General features: G+C 60.5%; 28 protein-coding genes and 2 tRNA genes. 21 read left to right on the top strand and 9 right to left on the bottom strand.

All coding sequences use genetic code 11. The annotated features are described in order from the left end of the window. Nucleotides 1-191: 191 nt before the first annotated feature. From rsmG to rpmH, 6 genes are all read right to left on the bottom strand, one after another. Entirely contained in the window at nt 192-827 is a 636-nt protein-coding gene (gene rsmG / locus D9V28_RS07415) for a 16S rRNA (guanine(527)-N(7))-methyltransferase RsmG (RefSeq protein WP_121659104.1), read from the bottom strand. Nucleotides 828-968: 141 nt separating this feature from the next. Next, nucleotides 969-1487: a Jag family protein gene (locus D9V28_RS07410; RefSeq protein WP_121659103.1), complete on the bottom strand. Its 519-nt coding sequence runs from the start codon at nt 1485-1487 to the stop codon at nt 969-971. A gap of 4 nt (nt 1488-1491) precedes the next feature. After that, nucleotides 1492-2601 (bottom strand): membrane protein insertase YidC, encoded by a 1110-nt coding sequence (yidC, locus tag D9V28_RS07405; RefSeq protein WP_121659102.1) that lies wholly within the window; start codon nt 2599-2601, stop codon nt 1492-1494. A gap of 6 nt (nt 2602-2607) precedes the next feature. Then, a complete protein-coding gene (gene yidD, locus D9V28_RS07400) occupies nt 2608-2949 on the bottom strand; it encodes a membrane protein insertion efficiency factor YidD (RefSeq protein WP_121659101.1) in 342 nt (113 codons plus the stop codon). Further along, a complete protein-coding gene (gene rnpA, locus D9V28_RS07395) occupies nt 2946-3287 on the bottom strand; it encodes a ribonuclease P protein component (RefSeq protein ID WP_121659100.1) in 342 nt (113 codons plus the stop codon). Before rnpA ends, yidD begins: the two co-directional genes overlap by 4 nt. Before the next feature lie 28 nt (nt 3288-3315). Beyond that, nucleotides 3316-3453: a 50S ribosomal protein L34 gene (gene rpmH / locus D9V28_RS07390; protein WP_121659099.1), complete on the bottom strand. Its 138-nt coding sequence runs from the start codon at nt 3451-3453 to the stop codon at nt 3316-3318. A gap of 330 nt (nt 3454-3783) precedes the next feature. Here rpmH and dnaA point away from each other — a divergent pair, with 330 nt between their 5' ends. The 12 genes from dnaA to D9V28_RS07330 all read left to right on the top strand — a co-directional run bounded on the left by dnaA (nt 3784) and on the right by D9V28_RS07330 (nt 17096). Next, nucleotides 3784-5214 (top strand): chromosomal replication initiator protein DnaA, encoded by a 1431-nt coding sequence (dnaA, locus tag D9V28_RS07385; RefSeq protein ID WP_121659098.1) that lies wholly within the window; start codon nt 3784-3786, stop codon nt 5212-5214. 401 nt (nt 5215-5615) lie between these two features. Continuing rightward, on the top strand, nt 5616-6764 hold the full coding sequence (gene dnaN / locus D9V28_RS07380) for a DNA polymerase III subunit beta (protein WP_121659097.1): 1149 nt from the start codon (nt 5616-5618) through the stop codon (nt 6762-6764). A gap of 70 nt (nt 6765-6834) precedes the next feature. Then, a complete protein-coding gene (gnd, locus tag D9V28_RS07375; protein WP_121659678.1) occupies nt 6835-7725 on the top strand; it encodes a phosphogluconate dehydrogenase (NAD(+)-dependent, decarboxylating) in 891 nt (296 codons plus the stop codon). Nucleotides 7726-7757: 32 nt separating this feature from the next. Continuing rightward, nucleotides 7758-8963, top strand: coding sequence for a DNA replication/repair protein RecF (gene recF / locus D9V28_RS07370; RefSeq protein WP_121659096.1), 1206 nt, complete (start codon nt 7758-7760; stop codon nt 8961-8963). Beyond that, nucleotides 8956-9456, top strand: coding sequence for a DciA family protein (locus D9V28_RS07365; RefSeq protein ID WP_121659095.1), 501 nt, complete (start codon nt 8956-8958; stop codon nt 9454-9456). Before recF ends, D9V28_RS07365 begins: the two co-directional genes overlap by 8 nt. A 122-nt stretch (nt 9457-9578) precedes the next feature. After that, on the top strand, nt 9579-11585 hold the full coding sequence (gene gyrB, locus D9V28_RS07360) for a DNA topoisomerase (ATP-hydrolyzing) subunit B (RefSeq protein WP_121659094.1): 2007 nt from the start codon (nt 9579-9581) through the stop codon (nt 11583-11585). A gap of 85 nt (nt 11586-11670) precedes the next feature. After that, complete coding sequence (gyrA, locus tag D9V28_RS07355) at nt 11671-14256, top strand: DNA gyrase subunit A (protein ID WP_121659093.1); 2586 nt, start codon at nt 11671-11673, stop codon at nt 14254-14256. Between the two features lie 2 nt (nt 14257-14258). Continuing rightward, complete coding sequence (locus D9V28_RS07350; protein WP_121659092.1) at nt 14259-14663, top strand: DUF3566 domain-containing protein; 405 nt, start codon at nt 14259-14261, stop codon at nt 14661-14663. A 78-nt stretch (nt 14664-14741) separates the two neighbouring features. Beyond that, nucleotides 14742-14815 (top strand) — tRNA-Ile (locus D9V28_RS07345). A gap of 37 nt (nt 14816-14852) precedes the next feature. Continuing rightward, a tRNA-Ala gene (locus D9V28_RS07340) sits at nt 14853-14925 on the top strand. An 898-nt stretch (nt 14926-15823) separates the two neighbouring features. Continuing rightward, complete coding sequence (locus D9V28_RS07335; protein ID WP_121659091.1) at nt 15824-16246, top strand: hypothetical protein; 423 nt, start codon at nt 15824-15826, stop codon at nt 16244-16246. A 400-nt stretch (nt 16247-16646) separates the two neighbouring features. Continuing rightward, nucleotides 16647-17096 (top strand): NUDIX hydrolase, encoded by a 450-nt coding sequence (locus D9V28_RS07330; protein ID WP_183086461.1) that lies wholly within the window; start codon nt 16647-16649, stop codon nt 17094-17096. A gap of 129 nt (nt 17097-17225) precedes the next feature. On the opposite strand, the gene D9V28_RS07325 is transcribed toward D9V28_RS07330, so the two are convergent. After that, nucleotides 17226-17756 carry a DNA helicase gene (locus D9V28_RS07325; protein WP_121659089.1) on the bottom strand — a complete coding sequence of 177 codons (531 nt, stop codon included), beginning with the start codon at nt 17754-17756 and terminating at the stop codon, nt 17226-17228. 105 nt (nt 17757-17861) lie between these two features. Here D9V28_RS07325 and D9V28_RS07320 point away from each other — a divergent pair, with 105 nt between their 5' ends. The 6 genes from D9V28_RS07320 (at nt 17862) to D9V28_RS07300 (ending at nt 21436) form a co-directional block, all read left to right on the top strand. Beyond that, complete coding sequence (locus D9V28_RS07320; RefSeq protein ID WP_121659088.1) at nt 17862-18404, top strand: peptidylprolyl isomerase; 543 nt, start codon at nt 17862-17864, stop codon at nt 18402-18404. Between the two features lie 24 nt (nt 18405-18428). Continuing rightward, a complete protein-coding gene (locus tag D9V28_RS07315) occupies nt 18429-19277 on the top strand; it encodes a rhomboid family intramembrane serine protease (RefSeq protein WP_121659087.1) in 849 nt (282 codons plus the stop codon). A 46-nt stretch (nt 19278-19323) separates the two neighbouring features. Then, nucleotides 19324-19569 carry a cell division protein CrgA gene (locus D9V28_RS07310; RefSeq protein WP_121659086.1) on the top strand — a complete coding sequence of 82 codons (246 nt, stop codon included), beginning with the start codon at nt 19324-19326 and terminating at the stop codon, nt 19567-19569. Between the two features lie 239 nt (nt 19570-19808). After that, entirely contained in the window at nt 19809-20615 is an 807-nt protein-coding gene (locus D9V28_RS07305) for a class E sortase (RefSeq protein WP_121659085.1), read from the top strand. A gap of 3 nt (nt 20616-20618) precedes the next feature. Then, nucleotides 20619-20777, top strand: a complete 159-nt coding sequence (locus D9V28_RS16075; protein WP_183086460.1) for a hypothetical protein — start codon at nt 20619-20621, stop codon at nt 20775-20777. A gap of 8 nt (nt 20778-20785) precedes the next feature. Then, the gene (locus D9V28_RS07300; RefSeq protein WP_121659084.1) at nt 20786-21436 is read left to right on the top strand and encodes an anthranilate synthase component II; all 651 of its coding nucleotides are present in this window, start codon (nt 20786-20788) and stop codon (nt 21434-21436) included. A 7-nt stretch (nt 21437-21443) separates the two neighbouring features. Here the strand turns inward: D9V28_RS07300 and D9V28_RS07295 are convergent, their stop codons facing one another. After that, nucleotides 21444-22217 (bottom strand): LpqB family beta-propeller domain-containing protein, encoded by a 774-nt coding sequence (locus tag D9V28_RS07295; protein ID WP_183086459.1) that lies wholly within the window; start codon nt 22215-22217, stop codon nt 21444-21446. A 502-nt stretch (nt 22218-22719) separates the two neighbouring features. Between D9V28_RS07295 and D9V28_RS07290 the strand changes: the two genes are divergently transcribed. Genes D9V28_RS07290 through D9V28_RS07280 form a run of 3 tightly spaced genes read left to right on the top strand, consistent with a single transcriptional unit; the run spans nt 22720 to nt 24469 of the window. Continuing rightward, entirely contained in the window at nt 22720-23388 is a 669-nt protein-coding gene (locus D9V28_RS07290) for a hypothetical protein (protein WP_121659082.1), read from the top strand. Then, nucleotides 23385-23798: a phage holin family protein gene (locus D9V28_RS07285; protein ID WP_121659081.1), complete on the top strand. Its 414-nt coding sequence runs from the start codon at nt 23385-23387 to the stop codon at nt 23796-23798. The genes D9V28_RS07290 and D9V28_RS07285 overlap by 4 nt, the downstream gene beginning before the upstream one ends. Then, nucleotides 23795-24469 carry a DUF3618 domain-containing protein gene (locus tag D9V28_RS07280; protein ID WP_121659080.1) on the top strand — a complete coding sequence of 225 codons (675 nt, stop codon included), beginning with the start codon at nt 23795-23797 and terminating at the stop codon, nt 24467-24469. Before D9V28_RS07285 ends, D9V28_RS07280 begins: the two co-directional genes overlap by 4 nt. 357 nt (nt 24470-24826) lie before the next feature. Here the strand turns inward: D9V28_RS07280 and pknB are convergent, their stop codons facing one another. After that, nucleotides 24827-26524 carry a Stk1 family PASTA domain-containing Ser/Thr kinase gene (gene pknB, locus D9V28_RS07275; RefSeq protein ID WP_121659079.1) on the bottom strand — a complete coding sequence of 566 codons (1698 nt, stop codon included), beginning with the start codon at nt 26522-26524 and terminating at the stop codon, nt 24827-24829. Nucleotides 26525-26529: the final 5 nt, after the last annotated feature.

Below are 26529 nucleotides of genomic sequence, written 5' to 3'. Positions count from 1 at the left end.
CGGTGCCGCTGCCTCCCGCGAAAGTGTGGAAACCGATGCCGACGACCGACGGCGCTCACTCTGACGCCATGTCCACAACCGATAGTGCCGCGATCCACTGAGAGTCGCCCGCGCAGAGCACCGAAGCGGATTTCCTTGAGCACCGTGATGTGCGATTCCCGGACGCGAAGGCGATACACCGCCTCCACGGACTACGCGCGGACCGTCCCAAGGATGACGCGCGTTGTGTCCACGGTAAGCCCTTCACCCAGTACTTCCACCCGCACGTTCGACACTTTGAACCTGCGGATCTCTTTGGCGGCGGCGGCGATTTCCGCTTCCGCGTTCGCACCCTTCATGAGGACCAGCTCGCCACCATCACGAAGCAGTGGAGCAGTCAAAGGCAGAAGCTTACGAAATGCGCTTACAGCGCGTGCCGTGACCTGATCGAGAGGCTCTGTGAGAAGGACCTCTTCAGCGCGGGCGCGTACGACCGACACATTGTCTAGTCCAAGGGCCCTTACCTGATCATTTAGCCATGCGACCCGCCGTTCCATCGGCTCAATAAGCACAAATTGCACATCGGGACGCGCAATTCCGAGCACGATCCCGGGAAGGCCCGCTCCCGACCCGATGTCACCAACGACACCCGGCCGCAAAAGGGGAGCGACCAGGGCGCTGTTCAACACGTGGCGAGTCCAGAGGCGGGGGAGTTCCAACGGGCCAATCAAGCCGAGTTCCTCACCGTACTTGGCGAGATTAGATGTGAACTGGCGGGCCACATCGAGGCGATCTCCGAGTACGGCTTCCGCGAATTCTGGCTCTGCCTCGAGTACAGGCTCGGTCATAACGTTCCCAACTCGCCCATCAGAGCGACAAATGTATCTGCGATTCTGGCTTCCGGCTTCGCACCAATGACACCGCCTGTGCCAGGGCGCTCCGTTCGCGCGGCGCGATCGACCTCTGCGGCAGAGACCCCGACTGCGAATCTAGCCGCGGGTGATTACTGTGTGTCGGTCGCGGCCCTCGCCGTGAGAGTTCGATGTGAACCCACGCTCGGAGACCACGTCGTGCACCAGCTTGCGCTCGTAGCTGGACATCGGGGGGAGTGCCGCTGACGCTGCACCCGACTCGATCTGGGCGATCGCGCTGTCCACGAGGACCGTGAGCTCCGCCTGTCGTGCCTCACGCGACCCACCGATGTCGAGGATCAATCGTGAGAACTGGCCTGTCTTGCTCTGCACGGCGAGACGCGTCAGTTCCTGAAGTGCGCTGACGACGTCTGGTTTGGACAGGACGCGGATATTGCTTCCCTCGCTCGCCGTCACTGCGACATAGGCGCGGCCATTACGCACATCGATATCGATGTCTCCATCGAGATCTGCGATGTCGAGGAACTCTTCAATGTAGTCCGCGGCAACGTCACCTTCTTCTTCGAGCTGGGTCGCTGTGGGGGAGTCGTTCCGAGGGGTCTCGATGTCGATCGGCTCTTCAATCACGTCACTCATGGCGCTACTTTCCGTTGCTCTGTGGGGAGGACTTGCCGGTTCCGAGATCAGCGGGCCCTACAGGCTTCGACGCTGACGACTTCGGTTCAGCCTGAGCAGCCCTCGCTGGGTTTCCTGACTTCGCGGGGTTCGCAGGCTTCGAAGCGGTCGACGGCTTTGGCGCGACCTTCTTCGCCCGGTTCTTACTCATGGGCTGCTGGCGCTGTGCAGGCCTTTTCTCTTCGACAACAAGAGTGTCACCTGCGGAGTCGGCCGGCTTCAACTTGCCCTTACGCGCGAGGCGCTCTTCGCGGTCCTTGGCCGCTTCAGTGCCTGGCATCGGCATCTGACGAATGATGATGAACTGCTGAACCATGGTCCAGATGTTGGAAACCAACCAGTAGAACATGACGCCGAGGGGGAACGCGAAGCCGGAGAAGAGGAAGACAAACGGCAGGATGTACAGGAGGATCCGCTGCTGCTTGAACATCGGGCTCGCCTTGGTCTCATCCGAGATGTTCTTCGAGACGATCTGCAACTGCGTGATGAACTGAGACGCCGTCATCAGGACAACCATGATGGCCGCGACGATCATGACGCCGACCTCGGGCCCACCGGCCGCGTTCATTGCGGACGAGAAGCTCATGTGCAGCGGAGCAAAATCGAACAGCGATGAGTTGCCGAACTCCGTCGAGAGCTCTTCATTCAACGGTCCGACGCCCGATTTGCCGTTCTGAGAGTCGTTGAGAACCGAGAAGAGCGCGAAGAAGATCGGCATCTGGATCAACAGCGGCAAGCAGGACCCGAGCGGGTTCGTTCCCGTCTTCTTGTACAGCTCCATAGTCTCGCGGCTCATGGCCTCGCGACTGAACTGGTCCTTCTTGCCCCTGTACTTGTCCTGGATCTTCTTGAGCTGCGGGGCAACTTCCATCATGCGCCGCTGGTTCTTGATCTGCTTCACAAACAGCGGAATCAGGGCCGCGCGGATCACGATCGTCAGACCAACGATCGACAGAACCCAGGTGAGACCATCCGCAGGGGGCATACCCGCGAACGAGAGCAGCGAGTGCCAGCCCACGAGGATGAGCTCCACGACCCACTTCAGTGGCCAGAGGATGATCGACAAGAGATCCATGCGGAGTTAGCCCTTTCGGTGGCTGGCTGTAACAACGAAACCGCGGGGGGTCACGGAGTAACGGAAATTCTTTTTCAGTGGTGCATCATCGACGCCACCGGCGGCCCAGGGATGACACCGGGCAATTCGCGCGGCGGCAAGCCCGGATCCCAGCACAACACCGTGCTGCTGAATCGCGTGCATAGCGTAGGCCGAACAAGAGGGATAGTACCTGCACACTTCCCCATACAGCGGTGAAACCACTGTGCGGTACGCGATCAGTGCAGCAACGGCGGTATTCCGGGGCAGCAGCAGGATGCCACGGGCCAAGTCGGTGCCGTTTGCCTCGTTCACAATCGTTCCGGTCATCTGCGGGACACCAGCTTCGCCGTGCTGTGCTCCAGCTCGGCCTTCAGTTCAGAAAACGGAGTCGAGGCAGCGGGTGGGAGCGCTCGGAACACGAACTCGACTCCGGCCGGGAGCTCAGGAGCAAGGTCGTGTGAGATCGCCTTCAGGCGTCGACGAACCCGATTGCGAACGACAGCGTTTCCTACGGTTTTTGCAACAATGAACCCGAACCGCGGAGTACCGCCGTTCGGGTTCATCAGTTGGTAGGTGACGCAGCTTGCGCCCGCCGCCCGTCGACCCCTGCGGACCACCCGTTTGTAGTCATCAGCGCTCGTGATTCGCTGCTCTGAAGCAAGCACGATGACGACGGGTTACCGGGGTGAGGTGCTAGGCGGAGAGTTCGGTGCGGCCCTTGCCACGGCGTGCGCTCAGGATGGCGCGGCCGGCACGGGTACGCATGCGCAGACGGAAACCGTGCACCTTGGCGCGACGACGGTTGTTCGGCTGGAAAGTTCTCTTGCTCATAATTACTTACTCCACGTTTGGAATTTCCACTGCTGCTGGTCGCACGCAGGGAGAATTGGGTGCCCGAAGGCAGAAGTCAACTGATTAAACCTACGTCTTCAGGACTCTGGGGTCAAACCGACTGAGCGCAAAAACACAATTATCCACAGATTCCACAGGTTCACTCGACCTGACACGCGGGTGGTTAACTGCGGTAAATTTGGGCCTTTCACGGTGATTCGTTACCGTGAGGAATAAGTTATCCCCAGCCTGACCGCTCCAGTTCCCCACAGATCCGGACTTTTCGGCTGCTCCGGTGGATAACTCTGTGAATAACTTCGTAAGGGAATCATGTCAAACGAGCAAGAGTCCATCACGCAAACGTGGCAGACCGTGCTCGACGTACTCGCTGCAGACGAGCGAATCACTCCGCCTCTGCACGGTTTCCTCAACCTGGTGGTGCCAAAGGGCATCATGGCCGGGACCTTCTACCTTGAGGTGCCGAACGAATTCACCGCGGGCCAGCTCAACATGCGGATGCGTGCGCCGCTCCTCAAAGCCATTGGCACCCTGCAGGACACTCACGGCGCGTCAACCTTCGCCGTCGTGGTTAATCCCGAAATCATCGATGAAGAATTCGAACCGCTGCCACAGGCACCGGTTCAGCAGCAACAGCCGAACTATCTCGACAACACCGCTCACGCGACGATGCATGACACGGCACTCCCGGCTCGGCAGAACGACACCCGGCTGAACTCGAAGTATTCGTTTGACAACTTCGTCATCGGTCAGTCCAACCGCTTCTCCCACGCCGCGGCTGTGGCCGTGGCCGAGGCTCCGGCGAAGGCATACAACCCGCTTTTCATTTATGGCGACTCAGGCCTGGGTAAAACTCACCTTCTTCACGCCATCGGCCACTACGCGATGAGCCTTTACCCTGGAATCCGCGTTCGCTACGTCTCCAGCGAGGAATTCACCAACGACTTCATCAACTCGATCGCGAACAACCGCGGTTCGGTATTTCAGTCTCGATACCGTGACATCGACATCCTGCTGATCGATGACATCCAGTTCCTCCAGGGCAAGGCCGAGACCCAGGAAGCGTTCTTCCACACCTTCAACACGCTGCACGACCACAACAAACAGGTCGCTATCACCAGTGACCTTCCGCCCAAGGCGCTCACCGGATTCGAAGACCGCATGCGGTCGCGCTTCGAGTGGGGCCTCATCACCGATGTTCAGGTCCCCGACCTCGAAACACGCATCGCCATCCTTCGTAAGAAGGCTCAGAGCGAGAAACTTCAGATCCCGGATGAGGTTCTAGAGTTCATCGCGTCCAAGGTGTCCTCGAATATCCGCGAACTCGAGGGGACGCTCATTCGCGTCACAGCGTTTGCGAGCCTCAATCGCACGCCTGTCGACATGAACCTCGTACAGACGGTGTTGAAGGACCTCATCACCCTCGACGATGACAACGTCATCTCGCCGGTCGACATCATCAACATCGTCGCTGCTTACTTCAAGCTGAGCGTTGACGACCTCTACGGTTCGAGCCGCTCACAGGCCATCGCCACGTCGAGGCAGATCGCTATGTACCTCTGTCGCGAGCTCACCAATCTTTCCCTCCCGAAGATCGGCCAGCTGTTCGGAAACCGCGATCACACCACAGTGATGTACGCGAACAAGAAGATTTCCGACCTCATGCAGGAACGTCGATCGATTTACAACCAGGTGACCGAACTCACCAGTCGCATCAAGCAGGGGCACCGCTTCAACCGTTAAAGCAGTGCTCAGCCTCACTTAAAGTGCACAGGTTGAGCCGTTCCTACACAGTGTGGATAACCCTGTGGAAAGAAATCTAATAACTCGGTCGAGCCTGTGAACGAAGTCGCCTCGAATGTGTACAACCCGCCTGCATGCCAGTAATGGCAAGGAACTCTGTTCGCATCAACTCCACAACACACCCACAAGTCACAAGGGTGTAGTTCCCTACTCGTTACTGGCCTCTCCGAAGTTATCCACAGTTTCCACAGCGGTTAAGACTCTTAAAGACTTCTTTAACTTTTAATCCGCCAATAACCTTTTGCCGATGGCGCACCTCGTCCCGAGGTGGTGTGACAGCAAGATTCAGACCCGGCTAACATGGGGATCCACTCGTACCTTGAAACGACAGGGGATCCACCGTGCGGTTTAGCGTCAATCGTGATGTCTTCAGTGAAGCGGTCTCGTTCGCTGTCAAACTTCTGCCACAGCGCACGACCCTGCCGATTCTCAGCGGAGTCCTGATCGAAGCGACCGAAACCGGTCTCGTGCTCTCGAGCTTCGATTACGAGGTTTCGGCACAAACGGAGATCAATGCCCAGGTAGACGAACCAGGCACCGTCCTGGTCTCTGGCCGACTGCTCGCCGACATCGCCAGCCGGCTTCCCAACGCACCTGTCGTGTTCTCCACGAACGACAACCGCATTGTGGTGAGCTGCGGATCCGCCAATTTCACGCTTTTGTCGATGCCGGTCGAGGAATATCCGAGCATTCCGCAGATCAGCGGCCAGACGGGCCTGGTTCCGGGTGAAGAATTTGCCGCTGCGGTTGCTCAGGTTGCCGTTGCTGCATCCCGAGACGATGTCACCCCGGTCATCACCGGCGTGCAGTTGCAGGTCACCGACAACCGCCTGGGACTGGTCGCTACCGACCGCTACCGCGTGGCTGTTCGCGAAATTGACTGGGATAACGGCGAAAACACGTCTCCAGAAGGCCTCACAGCTCTCGTACCAGCGAAGACACTCCAGGAAGTCGGCAAAACGTTCGGCCACTCGGCCACTATCTCCGTGTCATTCACTGCCAAGGATGACCGCGAACTGATCGCATTCACCGCCGACAACAAGACAGTGACGTCGTTGCTCATCAAGGGATCCTTTCCCCCGGTCCGCCGTCTTTTCCCCGAAACGACCGACAACTACGCGGTCATCAACACCGGCGAACTCATTGAGGCCGTTCGACGTGTATCACTCGTCCTCGAGCGTGAAGCCGCGCTCCGATTCACGTTCACCATCGACGGGCTCACCATGGAGGCGGTCGGATCCGAGCACGCCCAGGCGTCAGAAGCGATCGACGCGCTTCTCACCGGCGATGACATTGTCCTGAGCCTCAAACCGCAGTTCCTCATCGACGGCCTCACGGCCGTTCGCAGTGAATTTGTGCGCTTCTCGTTCACCAAGAGCGAGAACACGAACAAGCCGGGCCCAATGCTCATCACGAGCCAGTCCTCGAAGGACCAGCCGGGTGCCGACAGCTTCAAGTACCTTCTGCAGCCCAACCTGCTGCTGCGCTAGGACCGGTCACGACACAATCACGGATGCCTCCGCCCAACCCGCGCCGCATCGCTTCACGAAAGGGATGACCATGCACATTGGCCTCATCGGACTCGGCAAAATGGGCGGCAACATGCGCACCAGACTGCGCGCCGCAGGTATCGAGGTGACGGGTTTTGATCGAAATCCGGATGTCACGGACGTTGCGACAGTCGAAGAAATGATCGCAGCACTTCCAGCGCCGCGGACTGTATGGGTCATGGTGCCGGCCGGAAAAATCACCGATGACGTGATCGGCGAGCTCAACGAGCTGCTCAGCGCGGGCGACCTCGTCATCGATGGTGGGAACAGCCGGTTCACCGAGGACTTCAAGCATGCCGAGCTGCTCTCGGCGAAGGGTATTGACTACATTGACGCCGGTGTTTCCGGTGGAGTGTGGGGCCTGGAGAACGGCTACGGTTTGATGGTCGGCGGCTCGGTCGCGCAGGTCGAGCGCGTCATGCCTATCTTCGACGCCCTCCGCCCGGAAGGTCCGCGCGAAGAAGGTTTCGTTCACGTCGGCGAGGTCGGTGCTGGTCACTATGCGAAGATGGTGCACAACGGCATCGAATACGCCCTCATGCAGGCGTACGCCGAAGGATTCGAACTCCTCGAGAAGCGCGAAGACATCATCCGCGACGTCCCTGGCACGTTCAAGGCCTGGCAGCGCGGCACCGTCGTTCGGTCCTGGCTGCTCGAACTTCTCGTGCGCGCGCTGGACGAAGACGACGACCTCTCGGAAATCGACGGGTACGTGGAGGATTCCGGCGAAGGCCGGTGGACGATTGAGGAAGCTGTCGCGAACGCCGTTCCGGTACCGACGATTTCAGCGTCGATTTTCGCCAGGTTTGTGTCTCGACAGGACGAATCTCCCGCGATGAAGGCTGTGGCTGCACTGCGCAACCAATTCGGTGGCCACGCAGTGAAGAAGTCGGAGGAATAGTCGCGTCAGTGGTTGACGGGTAGCCTGTCTGAGTGATTGTCACCCACCTCAACCTCAGCGAATACCGCAATTACGCGGTCGCCGACGTGACATTCGCACCAGGGGCCAACCTGTTTGTCGGCCGCAACGGCCAGGGAAAAACCAATCTGGTTGAGGCGCTGGGGTATCTCTCCACCCTCGGCTCGCACCGCGTTTCGAGCGATCAGGCCTTGATCCGTGCGGGAGCTGACGCCGCGGTGATTCGAGCGCGTCTCCAGCACAACGGCCGTGACCTGCTTGCCGAAGTGCAGATCAATCGCAGCGGAGCGAACCGGGCCCAGGTGAATCGGGGCCAGATCAAGCCACGAGAACTGCCGAGATATTTCTCGAGCGTGCTGTTCGCTCCCGAAGACCTCGGCATCGTCCGTGGGGATCCCTCGGCTCGTCGCCGATTCTTTGACCAGCTTCTGATCCTTCACACCCCGCGCCTCGCCGGTGTCATGGGTGATTATGAGCGCACCCTGAAACAGCGCAACTCGCTCCTGAAATCGGCAAGAACGTCCGGTCTCAAGGCGAACCAGCTCACAACTCTGGAGATCTGGGACGACAGGCTCGTGGTCTTCGGGAGCGAAATCATCGATGAGCGGGTGCGGCTCGTTCACGCGCTCTCCCAGCCGATTCGCGACGCGTACGCCTCAGTGGTCGGCGACGATCACGGCCCATCGCTGACTCCCGTGCTCTCCATTGATGGCGTTGATGCTGAAGACAACGGGGCGTCCGAGTCGGCAGCGGGGCCGGTTGTTCCGTCAGATCTGTCGACGGCTGACCGCTTTCGCAGCGCCCTGGCTGCGCGGCGGAAAAGCGAGATCGAACGGGGTCTCACCCTGGTCGGGCCTCACCGCGATGACATTCTGTTCGAGCTCAACTCGTTGCCAGTGAAGGGTTATGCCAGCCACGGGGAGTCGTGGTCATTCGCTCTTGCGTTGAAATTGGCATCCGCTGAATTGTTGCGTCAGGATTCGAGCCTTGGTGACCCGGTGCTGATTCTCGACGACGTCTTTGCCGAGCTGGATGCGCACCGCCGGGCCCGGCTTGCGGCCGCTGTTTCGTCGTTCGAGCAGGTGTTGATCACCGCCGCCGTTCTCGCAGATGTGCCTGAGGCTCTTGCCGCTCACACCGTGCACATCGAGGCTGGTCGGATTCTGCCTGCAGCTGAAACCGCGGCGATCGTCGGCGATAAGGCGGAAGCTCATGGCTGAGGCGGAATTCGAACGCGGCACTGAGGCGGCCCGTGTGTACGTGCGATTCAAGGAACTGTTCGGCGGTCACAAGCACTACGCGAAGTCGAAGCGGAAGAGTCGAATCGATCCGGCAGACAGTGTGCCTTTTGGCGCCGGCCGTGATCCGAAGGGTCTCGGCGACATCGTCGGGGCTCTGACCAACCAGCTGGGCTGGGATTCTCCGCTCGCCCAGTCCGAGCTGGTCGCCAACTGGACCTCGCTTGCTGGCGAGGAGACGGCCAACCACTCGACGCCGGTCGGAATCGACAACGGAGTGCTCACTGTGCAGTGCGAGTCGACCGCGTGGGCGACACAGCTGCGACTCATGCGGGTCGACATCATGACGCACATTGCCGTGCGGTACCCCCAAGCCGGCATTGAAAGCATCCGTTTTCTAGGGCCCAACGTCCCTTCCTTCAAACGTGGCCCCAGATCGGTTCAGGGGCGTGGCGTACGCGATACCTACGGATAACCAGACAAATCAGGTCGCCTGACCGATAAAACCCGCTCAAACGGGCGATTCTGCCCCGAACCCGAGCAGTTCTTGATAGAATTAGATGTCGAGCAAGAACACGGTTTGGAGCCTAATTTCATATGTCATCAGAACCGAACAGGTCCGTGGATAACAGCAGCTACGGTGCAAGCCAGATTCAGGTTCTCGAAGGTCTCGAAGCCGTACGCAAGCGTCCCGGAATGTACATCGGTTCAACCGGTCCGCGTGGATTGCATCACCTCGTCTACGAGATCGTCGATAACGCCGTCGACGAAGCCCTCGCCGGGTACTGCGACAACATCGAAGTAACGATCCTCAAGGACGGTGCGGTTCGGGTCGTCGACAACGGTCGAGGAATTCCGGTCGACATCCACCCCGCAGAGGGCAAGTCGACCGTCGAAGTTGTTCTCACAATCCTGCACGCCGGAGGAAAGTTCGGCGGTGGCGGATACGCCGTTTCCGGAGGACTTCACGGTGTCGGTAGTTCCGTCGTCAACGCACTCTCAACCCGGTTGGACGTCGAAGTTCGCCGCCAGGGTTCGGTGTGGCGTGCCACGTTCCACGATGGTGTTGCTGACGCACCGCTCTCGCAGGACGAGGATTCTGACATCACCGGAACGACGATCACGTTCTGGCCGAGCGCAGACATCTTCGAGACGATCGAGTTCGATTACGACACGCTGAAGACTCGTTTCCAGCAGATGGCGTTCCTCAACAAGGGACTTCGAATCGCCCTGACCGACGAGCGCGACGACCACTTGGTTGAAGCGCCGACCAAGGAGGGCGCGGCGCCTGAGCTGGTCCACCAGTCCGACGTCTTCCACTATGAGCGCGGCCTCGTCGACTACGTCGAGTACCTCAACCGTGCGCGCAAGGCTGACCTGGTCAACGACGAAATCATCTCGTTCGAAACTGAAGACGACAACCGCAAGATCGCGCTCGAAGTTGCGATGCAGTGGACCACCTCGTACACCGAGAGCGTTCATACCTATGCGAACACGATCAACACTCACGAGGGTGGAACCCACGAAGAGGGTTTCCGTGCTGCGCTGACGACTCTCGTCAACAAGTACGCCAGGGAAAAGGGCCTGCTCAAGGAGAAGGACGACAACCTCTCCGGTGACGACGTGCGTGAAGGCCTGACCGCTGTTATTTCGGTCAAGCTTGCCGAACCTCAGTTTGAGGGCCAGACGAAGACGAAGCTCGGAAACACCGAGGCGAAGGCGTTCGTTCAGAAGGTCGTCGGCGATCAGCTCGGTGACTGGTTCGGACGCAACCCCGCCCAGGCGAAGGAAATCATCCGTAAGGCTTTCCAGGCTGCGACCGCGCGCATGGCCGCACGAAAGGCTCGCGAAACTGCTCGCCGCAAGGGCCTCCTCGAGGGTGGCGGAATGCCTGGCAAGCTCAAGGATTGCCAGTCCAAGGACCCGTCGCTTTCGGAGATCTTCATCGTGGAGGGTGACTCTGCAGGCGGTTCTGCTGTTCAGGGCCGCAACCCGGAGACGCAGGCGATCCTGCCGCTCCGAGGCAAGATCCTCAACGTTGAAAAGGCCCGACTCGACCGCGCACTCGGCAACGCTGAGGTGCAGGCCATGATTACCGCTTTCGGTGCGGGCATCGGCGAGGACTTCAACCCTGAGAAGGCTCGCTACCACAAGATCGTCCTGATGGCGGATGCCGATGTTGACGGTCAGCACATCACGACGCTGCTGCTTACCCTGCTTTTCCGTTACATGCGGCCGCTGATCGATTCTGGTTACGTCTACCTGGCGCAGCCCCCGCTCTTCAAGCTCAAGTGGTCCAATGCCGCGCACGAGTACGTCTACAGCGACGCAGAGCGCGATGCGCGGCTCGCCGCTGGTGCGGCAGCGGGCCGTCGGATTCCGAAGGACAACGGAATCCAGCGGTACAAGGGTCTCGGCGAGATGGACTACAAGGAGCTGTGGGAGACCACGATGGCTCCGGAAACCCGCACGCTGATGCAGGTCAACCTCGACGATGCAGCAGCTGCGGACGAGATTTTTTCCACCCTGATGGGCGAAGACGTTGAGTCACGCCGCAACTTCATCCAAAAGAACGCAAAGGATGTGCGCTTCCTCGACATCTGATCGGGCTGAACTCAGCCAGATCAGCGGGTCGCGGAGGTACGCGGCACGCATCGAGAAACGCCGACTGAACAAGTAGAGAAGACTGATGGCAGACGAAACGAACAACAGCGACGACAGCGCTGAGACCACGGCGGCTGTAGTGCCCATCGACCACGGCGTGCACGGTCGCATCGACCAGGTCGACCTTCAGCTCGAGATGCAGCGCTCGTATCTTGACTACGCCATGAGCGTCATCGTGGGTCGTGCGCTCCCTGAGGTGCGCGATGGCATGAAGCCCGTGCACCGTCGTGTGATCTACGCCATGTATGACGGCGGATACCGCCCAGACAAGGCGTTCTCGAAGTGCGCGCGCGTCGTCGGTGACGTCATGGGCCAGTTCCACCCGCACGGTGACTCGGCTATCTATGACGCGCTTGTTCGCCTGGTCCAGCCATGGAGCCTGCGTTACCCGCTCGCTCTCGGTCAGGGTAACTTCGGTTCTCCCGGAAACGATGGCGCCGCGGCTCCGCGGTACACCGAAACCAAAATGGCGCCACTTGCCATGGAGATGGTCCGGGACATTGACGAAGACACCGTCAACTTCCAGGACAACTACGACGGTCGCACGCAGGAGCCGGCGGTTCTTCCCGCCCGGTTCCCGAACCTGCTCGTCAACGGCTCCGTCGGTATCGCGGTTGGTATGGCCACCAACATCCCGCCGCACAACCTTCGTGAGGTTTCAGAGGGTGCTCTCTGGCACCTTGCGAACCCGGATGCGCCGCGCGAGGAACTTCTCGAAGCTCTGATGCAGCGCATCAAGGGTCCTGACTTCCCGACCGGGGCGCAAATCCTCGGAACCAAGGGCATTCACGACGCGTACAGCACCGGTCGCGGTTCGATCACCATGCGCGCTGTTGTCAACGTAGAGGAGATTCAGGGTCGCACCTGCCTCGTCGTCACCGAGCTTCCTTACCAGGTCAACCCGGACAACCTTGCAATCAAGATCGCCGACATGGTTAAAGACGGCAAGATCTCCGGCATCGCCGACATCCGCGATGAGACGTCTGGTCGAACCGGGCAGCGCCTGGTCATCGTGCTCAAGCGCGATGCCGTCGCCAAGGTCGTTCTGAACAACCTTTACAAGCACACGCAGCTGCAGGAGAACTTCGGCGCCAACATGCTGGCGATCGTTGATGGCATTCCGCGGACCCTCGCGATTGATGGCTTCATTACCGCGTGGACCGCGCACCAGATCGATGTCATCGTGCGTCGCACCAAGCACCGTCTGGCCAAGGCCGAGGAGCGGGCTCACATCCTGCGCGGTTACCTCAAGGCGCTCGACGCGCTCGACGAGGTCATCGCGCTCATCCGCCGATCCAAGACCGTTGAGGATGCTCGCGACGGACTCATCGACCTGCTCGACATTGACGAGCTCCAGGCGCGTGCGATCCTCGACATGCAGTTGCGACGACTGGCGGCCCTTGAGCGCCAGAAGATCATCGACGAGCACGACGAGATCGAGCTCGAGATCACCGAGTACAAGGCAATCCTTGCCGACCCGCAGCGCCAGCGCACCATCGTGAGCGAAGAGCTGACGGAAATCGTCGAAAAGTACGGTGACGACCGTCGCACCGAGATCATGTTCGGGTACGACGGCGATATGTCCATCGAAGACCTCATCCCCGAGGAAGAGATGGTCATTTCCGTTACGCGCGGCGGATACATCAAGCGCACGCGCAGCGACAACTACCGCCAGCAGCACCGCGGCGGTAAGGGAGTCAAGGGCGCTCAGCTCCGCGCCGACGACGTCGTCGATCACTTCTTCGTCACGACGACACACCACTGGCTGCTGTTCTTCACGAACAAGGGTCGCGTGTATCGCGCCAAGGCCTACGAGGTGCAGGAAGCCGGGCGTGACGCCAAGGGCCAGCACGTCGCCAACCTGCTCGCCATGCAGCCTGATGAAGAGATCGCTGAGATTCTCGACATCCGCGACTACGCCGTGGCCACCTACCTCGTGCTCGCAACCCGCGACGGCCTGGTAAAGAAGACGGCTCTGAGCGAATACGACACCAACCGCACAGGCGGCATCATCGCCATCAACCTGCGCGAGGGTGACGAACTCGTGGGTGCTCTGCTCGTCGAGAACGACAGCGACATCTTCCTGGTCTCGCGCCACGGAATGTCGATCCGATTCACGGCGAGTGACGAAGCGCTTCGCCCAATGGGGCGCTCGACGTCCGGAGTCATCGGAATGCACTTCCGGGAAGACGACGAGCTGTTGTCTGCATCTGTGCTTCCCGCGGAACCGGAGTCGGACGCATACGTGTTTATTGCGACCGAGGGTGGCTACGCGAAGCGCACCTCGATCGAGCAGTACCGCCTGCAGAACCGTGGCGGACTCGGCATCAAGGTCGGCAAATACAACGAAGACCGCGGTCATCTCTCCGGTGCTTTGATCGTCGGCGAGGAGGACGAGGTCCTTGTGGTTCTTGCCAGCGGCAAGGTGGTAAGGTCTGCCGTGGCCGAAGTTCCGGCCAAGGGCAGGGACACAATGGGTGTCGTATTTGCACGATTCGCAGACGACGACCGTATTATCGCCCTGGCCAGGAACAGTGACCGTAATCTTGTCGCCGACGCGGATGCAGACACCATCGCAGCAGCCGAGAGCGAATCTGAGCAGAAAGAGTAAGCATGAGTAGCGTTGCTGAGAAGCTGGCGAAAAAGTCGACCAAACGCACGACAACAAAGCAGGTGCGGCTCAAGCTTGTCTACGTTGACTTCTGGTCTGCGGTCAAGCTGTCCTTCCTGGTTTCGATCGCTCTCGCAGTGATCACCGTCGTCGTGTTCTTCCTGGTCTACACGGTTCTGGAGACCACCGGAATCTTCGCCAACATCAACGGACTGTACAAGGACGTCGCTGGAGTAGGCGATGACCTCACTGCGATCTTCAACCTCGGCCGCGTTATGGGCTTTGCGGTTGTGGTCGCGATCCTCGACCTCATCGTTGTGACGGCACTTGGTGCGCTTTCGGCTGCGCTGTACAACCTCAGCGTGAAGATCACCGGCGGGCTCCTCGTCGGGTTCACAAACAACTAGTTCATCCATAGTCGTGCGGCGAAAGCCGCTCGATTATAAAAATCGGCAGATCTCCGGTAGTCTCGAACCTGCCCAAACGGGGATATAGCTCAGGCGGTTAGAGCGCTTCGCTGATAACGAAGAGGTCCCAGGTTCAAGTCCTGGTATCCCCACTCGGGAGACAAATTTAATAAGTTTCTCCCACAAAATGGGGCCTTAGCTCAATTGGTAGAGCGCCTGCTTTGCAAGCAGGAGGTCAGGGGTTCGATTCCCCTAGGCTCCACAGTTTGACTCTGACGAAGTCAGAAGAATCGCTAAACGGAGAACTGGATAAGTTCCGGTTCTGAGGCCATTTCCTTGAGGAAGTGGCCTTTCGATTTTCTGAATGTCGTCATGCACTGCATGGGTGTCAGGTCCGGTTCCCTCTGAGCCGAGACTGTACGGTCGTCTGTGGCCGCCGGCTGTGGTGTGCCCCTGTCAGCTGGCTCACGATGCCCAGGACCCGCGCGGCGGAGTGCGTCTCGTGGTGTTAAGCGGCGTGCGGACTGAGGTCGAGGTTCTGGGGTCAGGATCGGAGCGGAAGACGATCCACTATCCCGGTCGCAAAAAATTCCGGGTCAGGAGTTGTTAACAGCCTTATTAACAGTGTGGATAGTTCTTAACAGCGTTGTTAACACTGTGGAAAGACACGGCAGGGTCGTCATTTCGAGGTCTGTGCAGGTACGGCTCGCCGACGCCATCGCACCGTGCGTCCGACCTCAGTCGGTTCTGCGAGACAAACGGGTTCGGCTCAAAGATTGAGACCGCTTCACACACTGCCTCGGCACAGACCGCTTGCGGCCACCTGTTCCGGCGGCGGGTGCTCGACTGTGTGTTCCGTCGAGCCGGAAAGGGACGCAAGCAGGTTACTCTCAGCGCCTCACGGCTCGCTCAGCGCCCTGGGGCTTGCTTAGGGCGTCTTGGGCAGCGGCGAAGCGGCAGGGGCCGCACTGGCCTCACGCGGCCTTAGAAGCGAGCGTAGGGCCTCCCGTACGAATCCTGTGCGAACACCGGCTCGCTCGCGGAGTACGTCTCGGCGTAGTCGTTGCAGCCCGTCCCGAGTGTTCTGCGCGATGACCTTCTCGGGGGTATCGACCGGGACGCGGTTGCACCGCTATTCTCGCGGCAAACGAAGGAGCTGCGTGGTCTGGTCAAAACCGTGGTGCATCGGAGTTCTCACGACTGTCGCTCTGCTCGCGACCGGGTGCACCGCGACAACGGGTCCGGCGTACACCGAGCTTGACCGACCACAGACAAACGCTGATCTGTTCCGGGAGGACTACTCCAAGATTTCAGAGTCGGGCTCCGTGCGTCTCGTCGGTGAGTTGGACGGCCGGTCGTTCTACCTCGCTCTGCCTAAGGGTGATGAGATCAAAGACGGCATCTGCATCCTCGTCTCAGGAGCCGACGTTCCGGACGGTGCCGTTGGTGGGTGTTCCGGCCCAAACTCCGCGAGTGGATACCCATTCGGGAAATTGAAGCATGCCCCCTCACGGATTCCGGATTCCGCGATCCAGGACGGTTGGGTTCGCATTTCAGACAACCTGATCTTCCTCCCGTCGTAGACGCCCACGACTGAAAGCCCCAGCCTCCCGGGATGAACCATCCTCGGTGCCACATTCCTCCTCGGGCGGTGGCCCGGGTCCCCGCACACGCTCGCCGGCCATTGTGGCCAGATCCCCCAACCACGAAGGGTGGCAGGCACGGCGGCTGGATTAGCAACTGCGCCGACAGCGACTCCGAATTAAGATTCGATTCCATCGGTGCAGCGTGGGATTTGGATGCGAATTACGTGCGTGTAGTTATCCACAGCGCTTTCCACAGCTGTGGATGGATTCCCAGATGATTCCCGATTAACGCCCTGTGAGTTATTCACACTTGAGCGTCAATCATTCGAACATCACCGCGGAAGGGCGGTTAGCCCGAAGGTTCACTGACGGGCTGGCGCATCTGTACATTGGGCCAATGGATATCCGCGTGGCTGCCTACGGCGTCGTCATCAAAGACGACGACATTCTTCTTGCTCACTGGAACGAGGGAGGGCGCAGCGGGTGGACCCTTCCCGGCGGTGGAATCGACCCCGGCGAAGACCCCGCCGATGCCGCAGTGCGCGAGATCCTTGAGGAGACCGGCTACACCGCGAAGCTCGACAATCTCCTTGGGATCCACTCCTACGTGGTTCCGGCCGAGCAAAGGCTCGATCCCTCAGCGGTTGTACCCCTTCACGCTTTGCGGATCGTCTATCGCGCTCAGGTGACCGGAGGTGAGCTAACTGACGAACGTGGCGGATCTACCGACATGGCCGCGTGGCATCCGCTCGCTTCTCTTTCTGAATTGGACACCGTCGGACTCGTGGCCGTCGCCCTGGACATGCTTGAGAACCCGCAGACCCAAGCGGGCAACGGTCACAGCTAGGGCTCGAGCGAGGATCGACTCAGAGTCACCGGCTCGGGTGCGCCTGGCGGCGCGCTGAACTGCCACCGAGACCGCTTAACGAAAAAATGGCCGGCCCCGTTTGGGACCGGCCATTCACTTCTTCAACGCTTAGAGGTTCGGCAGCGCCGGCTCTTCGTCAGCAACCCACAGTTCGTCGTCGGCGCGGAACGTCTGCCAGACGGCATATGCGACGCCCGCAGCGGCGAGGACGCCGACGCCGACGGCAATGACGTTGCCGGCACTCGACGTCTTCTTCTTGGGTGCCGGCTGCGTGGCGTGCTGCAGACGCTCAAGTGCCGAGCGAACACGAGTGTCCTTGGCGATGTCGCTGATCGAGAGAACCGAGCCGACAACACCACCGATCGCGGGGAGTACGGCCTTGTCGAGGCTGTGCTTCGCCGTGTCGACGATGCCGCGGGATGCGGCGTATCCACGCTCAACGACAGGCTGGACGCGGTGCTCGTATGTGTTGATCACCGATGGCACAACCTGCTCACGACCGTAAGCACTCAGTTGTCTCGACGCTTCGCGAGCGACGTGGTTGGCGTGATCGAGGATCTCCTGCTGGGCACGCCACAGGTCGTTTGCGTCTCCCTTGAGTCGCTTGAGTTCCTTCTTACGCTTGCGTGACAGGCTCACCGCTGACCTCCATTGATCTCGTTTAAACGCGACAGGTCTCCATCTTGCCACCGAATGGCCTGAACGCCACCTGACAGTGTCAGCGGATGTGTAAGAATTGGGAACATGTCAAAGCACACCGCTGTCGCCACCCTTCACACCAACTACGGAGAAATCAAGGTCAACCTGTTCGGTGACCATGCACCCAAGACGGTGAAGAACTTCGTGGGCCTCGCGACAGGCGACATTGACTGGACGGACGAAAAGACCGGCGAGTCGAAGAAGGGAACGCCTCTTTACAACGGCGTTATCTTCCACCGCATCATCCCCGGCTTCATGATTCAGGGCGGCGACCCGCTCGGCAACGGAACCGGTGGACCCGGCTACAAGTTCGACGACGAGATTAACCCTGACCTCAACTTCAACGAGCCGTACATGCTCGCAATGGCGAACGCTGGAACGATCGGTGGAAAGGGAACCAACGGTTCTCAGTTTTTCATCACAGTAGGAGCAACCAACTGGCTCCAGGGCAAGCACACCATCTTCGGTGCTGTCGAGGACGAGGCAAGCCGCAAGGTTGTCGACAAGCTTGCTGAGGTTCCCCGTGACGCCCGTGACCGCCCGCTCGACGACATCGTCATCGAGAGCATCACGGTTGCCGACGTATAACAAACGGCTGCTAGCGGTCATTCGATGACCTCGAACTCCACTCCCCCGGTTCAGCGCAACAACTTCTGTTATCGGCACCCCAACCGTCAGAGCTTCGTGCTCTGCCAGCGGTGTGGGCGTACCGTCTGCGGCGAATGCCAGACGCCAGGTGCGGTCGGCGTCATTTGTCCGGAGTGCATGAACGAGCAGCGCAAGACTGCGCCTCGGACGCGCACCCGGACCGGTTTCTTCAGCCGCTCGACGGACAAGCCGGTTGTCACTTACAGCATCCTTGCCGTAACGGCACTGGTCTTCTTGCTGCAGCTCATTCCTGGACTCGGGGTCACCGAGCGCCTGCTCTACGCTGGCCTTTACTCCTACCCGTTTGCGTTCGAGCCGTGGCGGATGCTGACCACAGCGTTGGTGCACTCCCAGAACTTCATCCTTCACGTCGGCCTCAATATGTACTCGTTGTGGCTCTTTGGGCAGGCACTTGAGCCAATGCTTGGGCGGGCTCGATTCCTGGCCCTGTATGTGATCTCCGCATTCGCTGGCTCCCTCGGCGTTCTGTTCCTCTCAGCGCCGAACCAGGCCGTTGTGGGCGCGTCGGGAGCGATCTTCGGCTTGATGGGCGCCTTCCTCGTGATTCAGCGCAAACTGGGCGGCAACATGAACGGGCTCCTCGTTCTCGTCGCGATCAATCTGGTTATCGGTTTCATCCCCGGAACGAACGTCGCGTGGCAGGCCCACGTTGGCGGTCTTATCGGCGGTGCGGTTGTCGGCCTCATCTATTACCAAACCAGAAGGTTGCGGCAAAAGCGCCTTCAGGCAGTTCTGATCGGGGCCTTCTCCCTCGTGTTGATAGCCCTCAGCCTGGTTCACTTCGTCTTCTAGCCGACAAAGGCGCGGTCCGACGGCTCTACCGGCTAGAATCATCCGTATGGCACGCGAGAAGACGAAGAGCACCCAAGCGCCAACGAGCGCGCAGCGATCCGGCGAACAGGCACCCAACCCGGTGTGGTTCAAGCCGGTGATGTTCGGCTTTATGCTCGTCGGTCTCATCTGGATCATCGTCTTCTACGTCAGCCAGGGCGCCCTCCCGATTGCGGCACTGGAATCGTGGAACATTGTTGTTGGTTTCGGAATCGCTTTCATCGGCTTCCTCATGACAACCCGCTGGCGCTAACCAGCCCCATCTTCGAGATCACCCGATCTGCGAAGCCGCTCCGGGCGGCCTCGCAGCGGGTGATTTCGCATTTAACGCTGAAAGCCGCAAAACTCCGGGTCGCGAGTTATTAACACCCTCATTAACAGTGTGGACAATTACACCGGTGTAATTATCCCCAGCCTGTGGATAACTGTGTGGAGAACCCCGTGGAAAGTGTGGACATCTCCCCCTGAGGCGCGCCGGATAGACTTGCCCGCATGTCTTCGATCGAGCCAGAAGCGCCGAGCACCCGGGCGGCCCGCCGGCGTCAGTCGGCGACGAAGGCTCCGCGCCCGACGTCACGGATCAGTGTGGTCGGGGTGATTGGAGAACTCCTGATCACAGGCGGAGTTTTGGTCATGCTTTTCCTCGTTTGGCAGCTCTGGGTAAACGACGCGATAGTTCGAGCGGCACAGGACAACGAGGCTGCGAAACTCAGTCAACAGTGGGCGGCGACCCGGCCCACGGCCGATCCGATCCCCTCCGAGAGTAATTCACAGCCTGTGGATTACGGCGAACCGGTGATTCTTCCCCAGCCGGGAGACGCCGAGACTTTCGGCATCATGCACGTTCCGCGTTTCGGACCCGACTACGCGGCCAAACTGTCGGGTGGCGTATCGAAGGCGCGCACCCTCGACCCCCTCGGTCTTGGGCACTACCCCGACACACAGATGCCGGGTCAGGTGGGAAACTTCGCCATCGCCGGTCACCGCAACACCCACGGAAAACCGCTCAACGCCATCGGTTCCCTCCAGGTCGGCGATGCCATTGTGATCGAAGTACCCGAGGGTTGGTACACCTACCGCTATCGCTCGACCGAGTATGTGCAGCCGTCGGGTGTCGGGGTGCTTGATGCTGTTCCGCAAGCCGATGGCGTCGTCGCCACCGATTCAGTCATCACCCTGACGAGCTGCAACCCCGTCTTTTCGCAAGCCGAGCGCATCGTCGCCTACGGCCTGTTCGAATCCTGGACTCCCGCGGCAGCCGGCCCACCCGACTCCCTCACCGAACCTCTGGAGAGCTAGATCATGTATGCGGCCCTCTGGCGCGCCCTCCCCGGACCGATCTGGGTGCGCATTCTCATTGTGATCGTTCTGATCGCTGTAGTTTTGTATGTGTTGGCGACGTGGGTCTTTCCCTGGGTGCAAGACATCGTCGACACGCAAGAAGTAACCGTTGAAGAGTAGAGGCTGACGTGACTCGAGTACTTGTGATCGACAACTACGACAGTTTCGTCTACACATTGAACGGCTATCTGCTCCAACTCGGTGCCGAGACCGATGTTGTGCGAAACGACACCTTCAAGAAAGCGGATGCCGCGGCGCGGCTTTCCGAGTACGACGCTGTTCTCGTTTCGCCCGGCCCCGGAACCCCTGCAGACGCCGGCGTCTCGATCGCGGTCGTGAACGCCGCACTCGACTCCGAAACACCGCTGCTCGGTGTCTGTCTCGGGCACCAGGCGATTGCCGAGGCGTTCGGCGCAACGGTTACCAACGCCGAGGAACTCATGCACGGAAAGACATCGCTGGTCGAGCACGACGGCAGTTCCTTCTACTCCGGGGTGCCCCAGCCGTTCACCGCAACCCGGTATCACTCCCTTGCCGTCGTAAACGGAACTGTGCCCGCGGACCTTGAAGTGACCAGTCACACGGCTGGCGGCGTGATCATGGGACTCCGGCACGCCACTGCGCCCATCTTCGGCGTGCAGTTTCACCCGGAAAGCGTGCTCACTGAGGGCGGCTACCTCATGTTGGGTAACTGGCTCGCAGCGGCCGGCCTTCCCCAGGCTGCGGAGACGGCCAAGGGCCTCACCCCCCTGATGCAGGCGGAGTCCAGCCGAAGCTAGCACCAGGTTAGTGACGCCAGGCGGGGAACATATCGTGACCATCGCCGTTGCTCACGGTCTCTATGTCGAGGGAATCCAGGTCGACGATCACGATCTTGCCGACGTTCGCCTTCCCATCAGCCGTGAAGGCCAGCTGGGTACCATCCGGTGACCACGCCGGAGGCCAGTGGTCATTTCCCTGGGAGCTCGTGATTTGCCTGGCCGGCCCACCGTTCGCGGGCATCACGAATATGTCCTCGTTCCATTTCACCGGGTCAGAATCCTCGATGTTGCCTGTGCCCAGCACGAAGGCTATCGCCTCTCCGTCGGGCGACCAGGAGGGTTCCGTTGGTGCACCGTCCATGTCCGTCAGCACGGTCTGATCGCTGCCGTCCGGAGCCATGGTCCAGAGTTCTGTTCCGGTGGAGCCGCGGTCAGAAACGAACACAATTTGCTCGCCGTCCGCGGACCATTTCGGCCACTCGCCATTTGACGTGAGCATACGACTTTTCCCGCCGTCACTGTTCATGACATGAATCTCACTGACGCTCTCGCCCCAGCGCACATAAACGATTTGCGTGCCGTCGGGTGACCAGGTGGGGACGTACTCCGCCGTGTCGGCGGAGTTAGTGAGGTTACGCAGGCCCGTGCCGTCAGCGTTGATCACGCAGATATCGCCGTAATGTTCCTGATCGACGGCGGATGCGAACGCCAGTCGTGTCCCGTCCGGAGACCAGGCAGGCATAAATCCGGTATTGTCACCGGTGGTCAGTTGGACCGGATCTGATCCGTCGATTGCCATCAACCACAAATGAAAGTTTCCCGAGCGGTCAGACGTGAAGGCGAGAGGTCGGTCGGTCGAGTCAACAACCGTTGGTGTATCGGTGGATTCCTGGCACAAATCGGCGTCCGCCGAACCGGCTCCGGTGGGAGCCGAACAGCCGCTGGCACCGAAGAGAAGTATCAGAACCGCAATTGCGAATGCTGGGCGCTTGGCGTGATGCGTAACAGCCTCCACTCTGAGCGGTCCCGGCCGTAGCCGTAGCTCCCCTCACGTGGTCCCGGATTCCTCATGCCTACTCCCTCACAGTGCCCTCCGCAAGGGCCCGAATTGGGTTGTGAGTTCGCCTATTTCTCGGTTCTCGCAGCCGCGCGATACTCCCCTCTTCGCAGGGTGTCAAGCCTTGGTTGAAAGCTTGGCTTAACTTCCGAATCGGGCGAAGATTCTTGACACACGACTCGAGACCATAACGCCACCGTTCACACCGATGCGGTGGCTCGGTCTCCTCCGAGGAGGAAGAATCATGACCCAAACTTCAACAGGTGCAGACGATACATCCACCACCGATCGCGTTCGCGGAGCCGGAAGCCACGTCGCGTCTACTGCGGCAGACGGCGCATCAAACGTCAAGCAGGAAGTCGGCGCGCAGGCGAAGAACCTGTTCGGCGAAGTTCGCTCGCAGCTCAGCGGGCAGGTAACAACCCAGCAGGAACGCGCCGCAAGCGGCGTCCGCACGGTGAGCGACCAGCTGCGCACAATGGCAGACTCGTCCGAGACGCCGGGCATGGCATCCAACCTGGTCTCGCAGGCCGCTTCGCGTGTCGAAGGTGTCGCAGGCTGGCTCGAAGACCGCGACCCGGCAGGGCTGCTCGACGACGTCAAGCGTTTCGCACGTCAGCGTCCCGGCGTTTTCATCGCCATCGCCGCCGGTGCGGGAATCGTCGTTGGTCGGCTGGCAAAGTCGCTGACCGGTGGAGATGACTCGACGAGTACCTCATCGTCGTCAACATCGAACGGGTACGCGGCACCGACCCAGACCTTCGACTCGACGGCCGCTGACCTCGGCTACGTCGCTCCGCCGGCATACGCCGACACAACGACAACCGTCACTGAGCCCGGCTACACGACCGACACCGGTTACGTTGAGCCAGTCACCACTGGCGGTTACACCGAATCCGGTGATCTTCGATGACCGACCCTTATGTACCAGACCCCAATGGGCAGACCGAGTCCCTCGGCCAGCTCCTCGGCGAGGTGTCCAAAGATATCTCGACGCTGTTCCGGCAGGAAGTAGAACTCGCCAAGGCTGAGTTGTCCGAATCGGCCAAGAAGGCCGGTAAGGGTGCCGGGATGTTCGGTGGAGCTGGAATCGCCGGTTTCTTCGTTCTCCTGTTTCTTTCCATCGCACTCTGGTGGGGCCTCGGCTACCTGACAGGCAATGTCTGGTCGGCGATTATCGTCGCCGTCATCTGGGGCATCGTCGCAGCAGTTCTGGCGATGCGCGGAAAGAAGGAAGTCGAAGAGATCAAGGGTGCGCCCAAGACTGCAGAAACACTGAAAAAGGTGCCTGAGGCATTCAAGACAAGTGAGGATCAGAGATGACGAACAACCCCGAAGCAATCCGCCAGGAAATCGAGGAAACACGCCGTGAACTCGGCAACGACGTCGACGCCCTCGCCGACAAGGTAAGCCCGTCGAGCATTGCGCACCGCCAGACCGAAAAGGTCAAGGGCTTCGGCCGTAAGGTTAAGGACAACGTCATGGGCGTCGCGGACAACGCCACGTCTCACCTGAGCGACGCTGCCTCGCACGTCGGTGATAAGGCGTCCCACGTCGGCAACATGCCCTCCTCCGCAGTCAGCAAAGCGAAGGGCAACCCGGTCGCCGTCGGCGTCATCGCCTTCGGCATTGGCCTGCTTGCGGCCTCGCTGATTCCTGCCTCCAGCAAGGAGAGGCAGTTCGCTCAGACCGCGAAGGACAAGGCAGCGCCCCTCGTCGACGACCTCAAGGAGACCGCAAAGGGCTTCGCTGAGGACCTCAAGGAGCCGGCAAAGGAAGCGGCTGAGTCCGTGAAGGGGGCGGCTGCCGAAGCCGTCTCCAACGTCAAGGACGACGCTAAGTCCCAGTCTGACGACATCCGCGGTGGCGGAGACGACTCGTCGTCCGACACCACGTCTGGCACGGACACGTACTCCACCGAGGGTTATGTTTCCCCGGACGGCGGCGGACTGCCTAGCACGACCGACTACTCGAGCGACAACACGCTCCGGTAATCAGTTCAGACAAGAAGCGGTGGCCGCGACTCACGTCGCGGTCACCGCTTTTCTTGTGTCGTGGCATCCGCTCGCAAAATCACCTCGGCGCTGCGAGAACCCCGAGGCGGAACATCACCGATGCGCGGGAGCACAGTCGGCGATAGGCGCGGGCCTCGTAGACCGCATAGCTGCTTGTGGGGCGCCAGCGATGCGGGCGACGGCTTACGGTGTCAGCCGGTCGGCGCTGGTGTCGAGAGCGAGCGCGCCGACCCCGATTGCAAAAAGCTTGTCGCACGCCGAGACGACCAACACGAGGCGCGTGACGCCCCCGCACTCAGTCGAGCATGGCGGTACCCGCGGGTTCGCGCCGGAGGACTAGCCGGTGCAGTAAGTGAGTTCGATTTCCGACTGCTGGGGGACGTCGCCGGGGGCCAGGGACTGGTTCGTGACGGGGTTACCCGGTTCGGTCACACAGGCGGGGTCTGGCTTCGGCAGGACGCTGAGGCCCACTGTCGGGTCCTCCAGAAGGTCGGTGGCCACGTTGAGGCTCTGACCGCGAACATCCTGGATGGTGACGAGACCGCTCGAGACGAGCAGGTTCACAGTTGTACCCTCGGCGACCTCTGTTGCGGCGACGGGGTCTGTGCTGATGACGGTCCCCGCAGCTTTGTCCGGAGAGTTCTCGCGGTTGATGGCGCCGACGGACAGTCCGGCACCCGTGAGATCCGTTTGCGCCTGCTCAGTCGACTTATTCGATACATCGGGAACCGCCACGGTCGGGGCGCCAGTGGAAACAACAACACGAACAACGGTCTTCGGCGGGACCTTGCTTCCCTCACCAGGATCGGTGCGGATGACGGTGCCCTGTGCAACATCGGGGCTGATCTCGTTGACGACGCTCGCCACGAGGTCGAGCTCGCTCAGGGTATCGACTGCGCTTTGTTCGCTCACGCCAGCGAGATCGGGAACGGCGCGTGATGCTGCCGGAAGGGGCTGCGCCGAGCCCAGCGAGAGAACCCAGATCATGACGGCGATCATCACAACGGCGACAGAGGCGATGCCCGCCCAGATCCACACCACTGGTGGGCGGCGCTGCGTGCGAGTGACAGAGTCGTCGCTGGTGAGCTGGCGAAGCGCCTGCTCGGTGCTCGAAGCGGCGGTCGGCGACGGGCCGAAGAGGGCTGTGGCAACTTCGTCGTTGTCCCGGTGCACCGGGATCTTGCCGCTACCGGCAAGTTCGACATCGTCACGGAATTCAGCCGCAGTCTGGTAGCGCTCGTACCTGTCCTTCTTGAGCGCGCGCATGACAACGCTGTCGAGGGCCGGTGAGACCTTGGAGTTCACACTCGACGGCTTCACCGCTGTTTCGCTCACGTGCTGATAGGCAACGGCCACAGCGGTGTCGCCACGGAAGGGCGCGCGACCCGTGAGCATCTCGAAGAGGACCACACCGGTTGAGTACAGGTCGGTTCGTGCGTCGACGGTCTCACCCTTCGCCTGTTCCGGCGAGAAGTACGAGGCTGTGCCGAGGATCGCGGTGGTCTGTGCGACGGTCGATGACGAGTCGGAAACGGCGCGGGCGATGCCGAAGTCCATGACTTTGACGTTGCCCTCAGTCGTGATCATCACGTTGCCGGGTTTGATGTCGCGGTGGACGACGCCGGCACGGTGCGAGTACTCGAGTGCCGTGAGGATGCCTTCTGCGATCGTGACGGCGCGTGAGGCCTCGATCGGCCCTTCGGCGATGACCGTTTTCAGGGTTTCACCGTGGACGTACTCCATCACGATGAACGGTTCGCGCGTCACGCGACCGTCGTCACTCTTGACGGTTTCCTCGCCGGCGTCGAAGACCCGCACAATCGTGGGGTGCGCCATGCGTGACGCCGCCTGTGCTTCCTGGCGGAAGCGCGTACGGAACGCGGGATCCGTTGCCAGATCGGCCTTGAGGATTTTGATCGCGACTGTACGTCCGAGCTTGGTGTCTGTCCCGCGGTAAACGTTGGCCATTCCACCGCGACCGATCAGGTCGCCGACGAGATAGCGCCCCGCGAGCAGGCGTTGTTCGTCAGCCACTCATG

The sequence above is a fragment of the Mycetocola zhadangensis genome, assembly GCF_003668565.1.
Classification (GTDB): domain Bacteria; phylum Actinomycetota; class Actinomycetes; order Actinomycetales; family Microbacteriaceae; genus Mycetocola_A; species Mycetocola_A zhadangensis.
The sequence above is the reverse complement of the archived record's forward strand: the minus strand, read 5'-3'. Positions and strand labels throughout refer to the sequence as shown.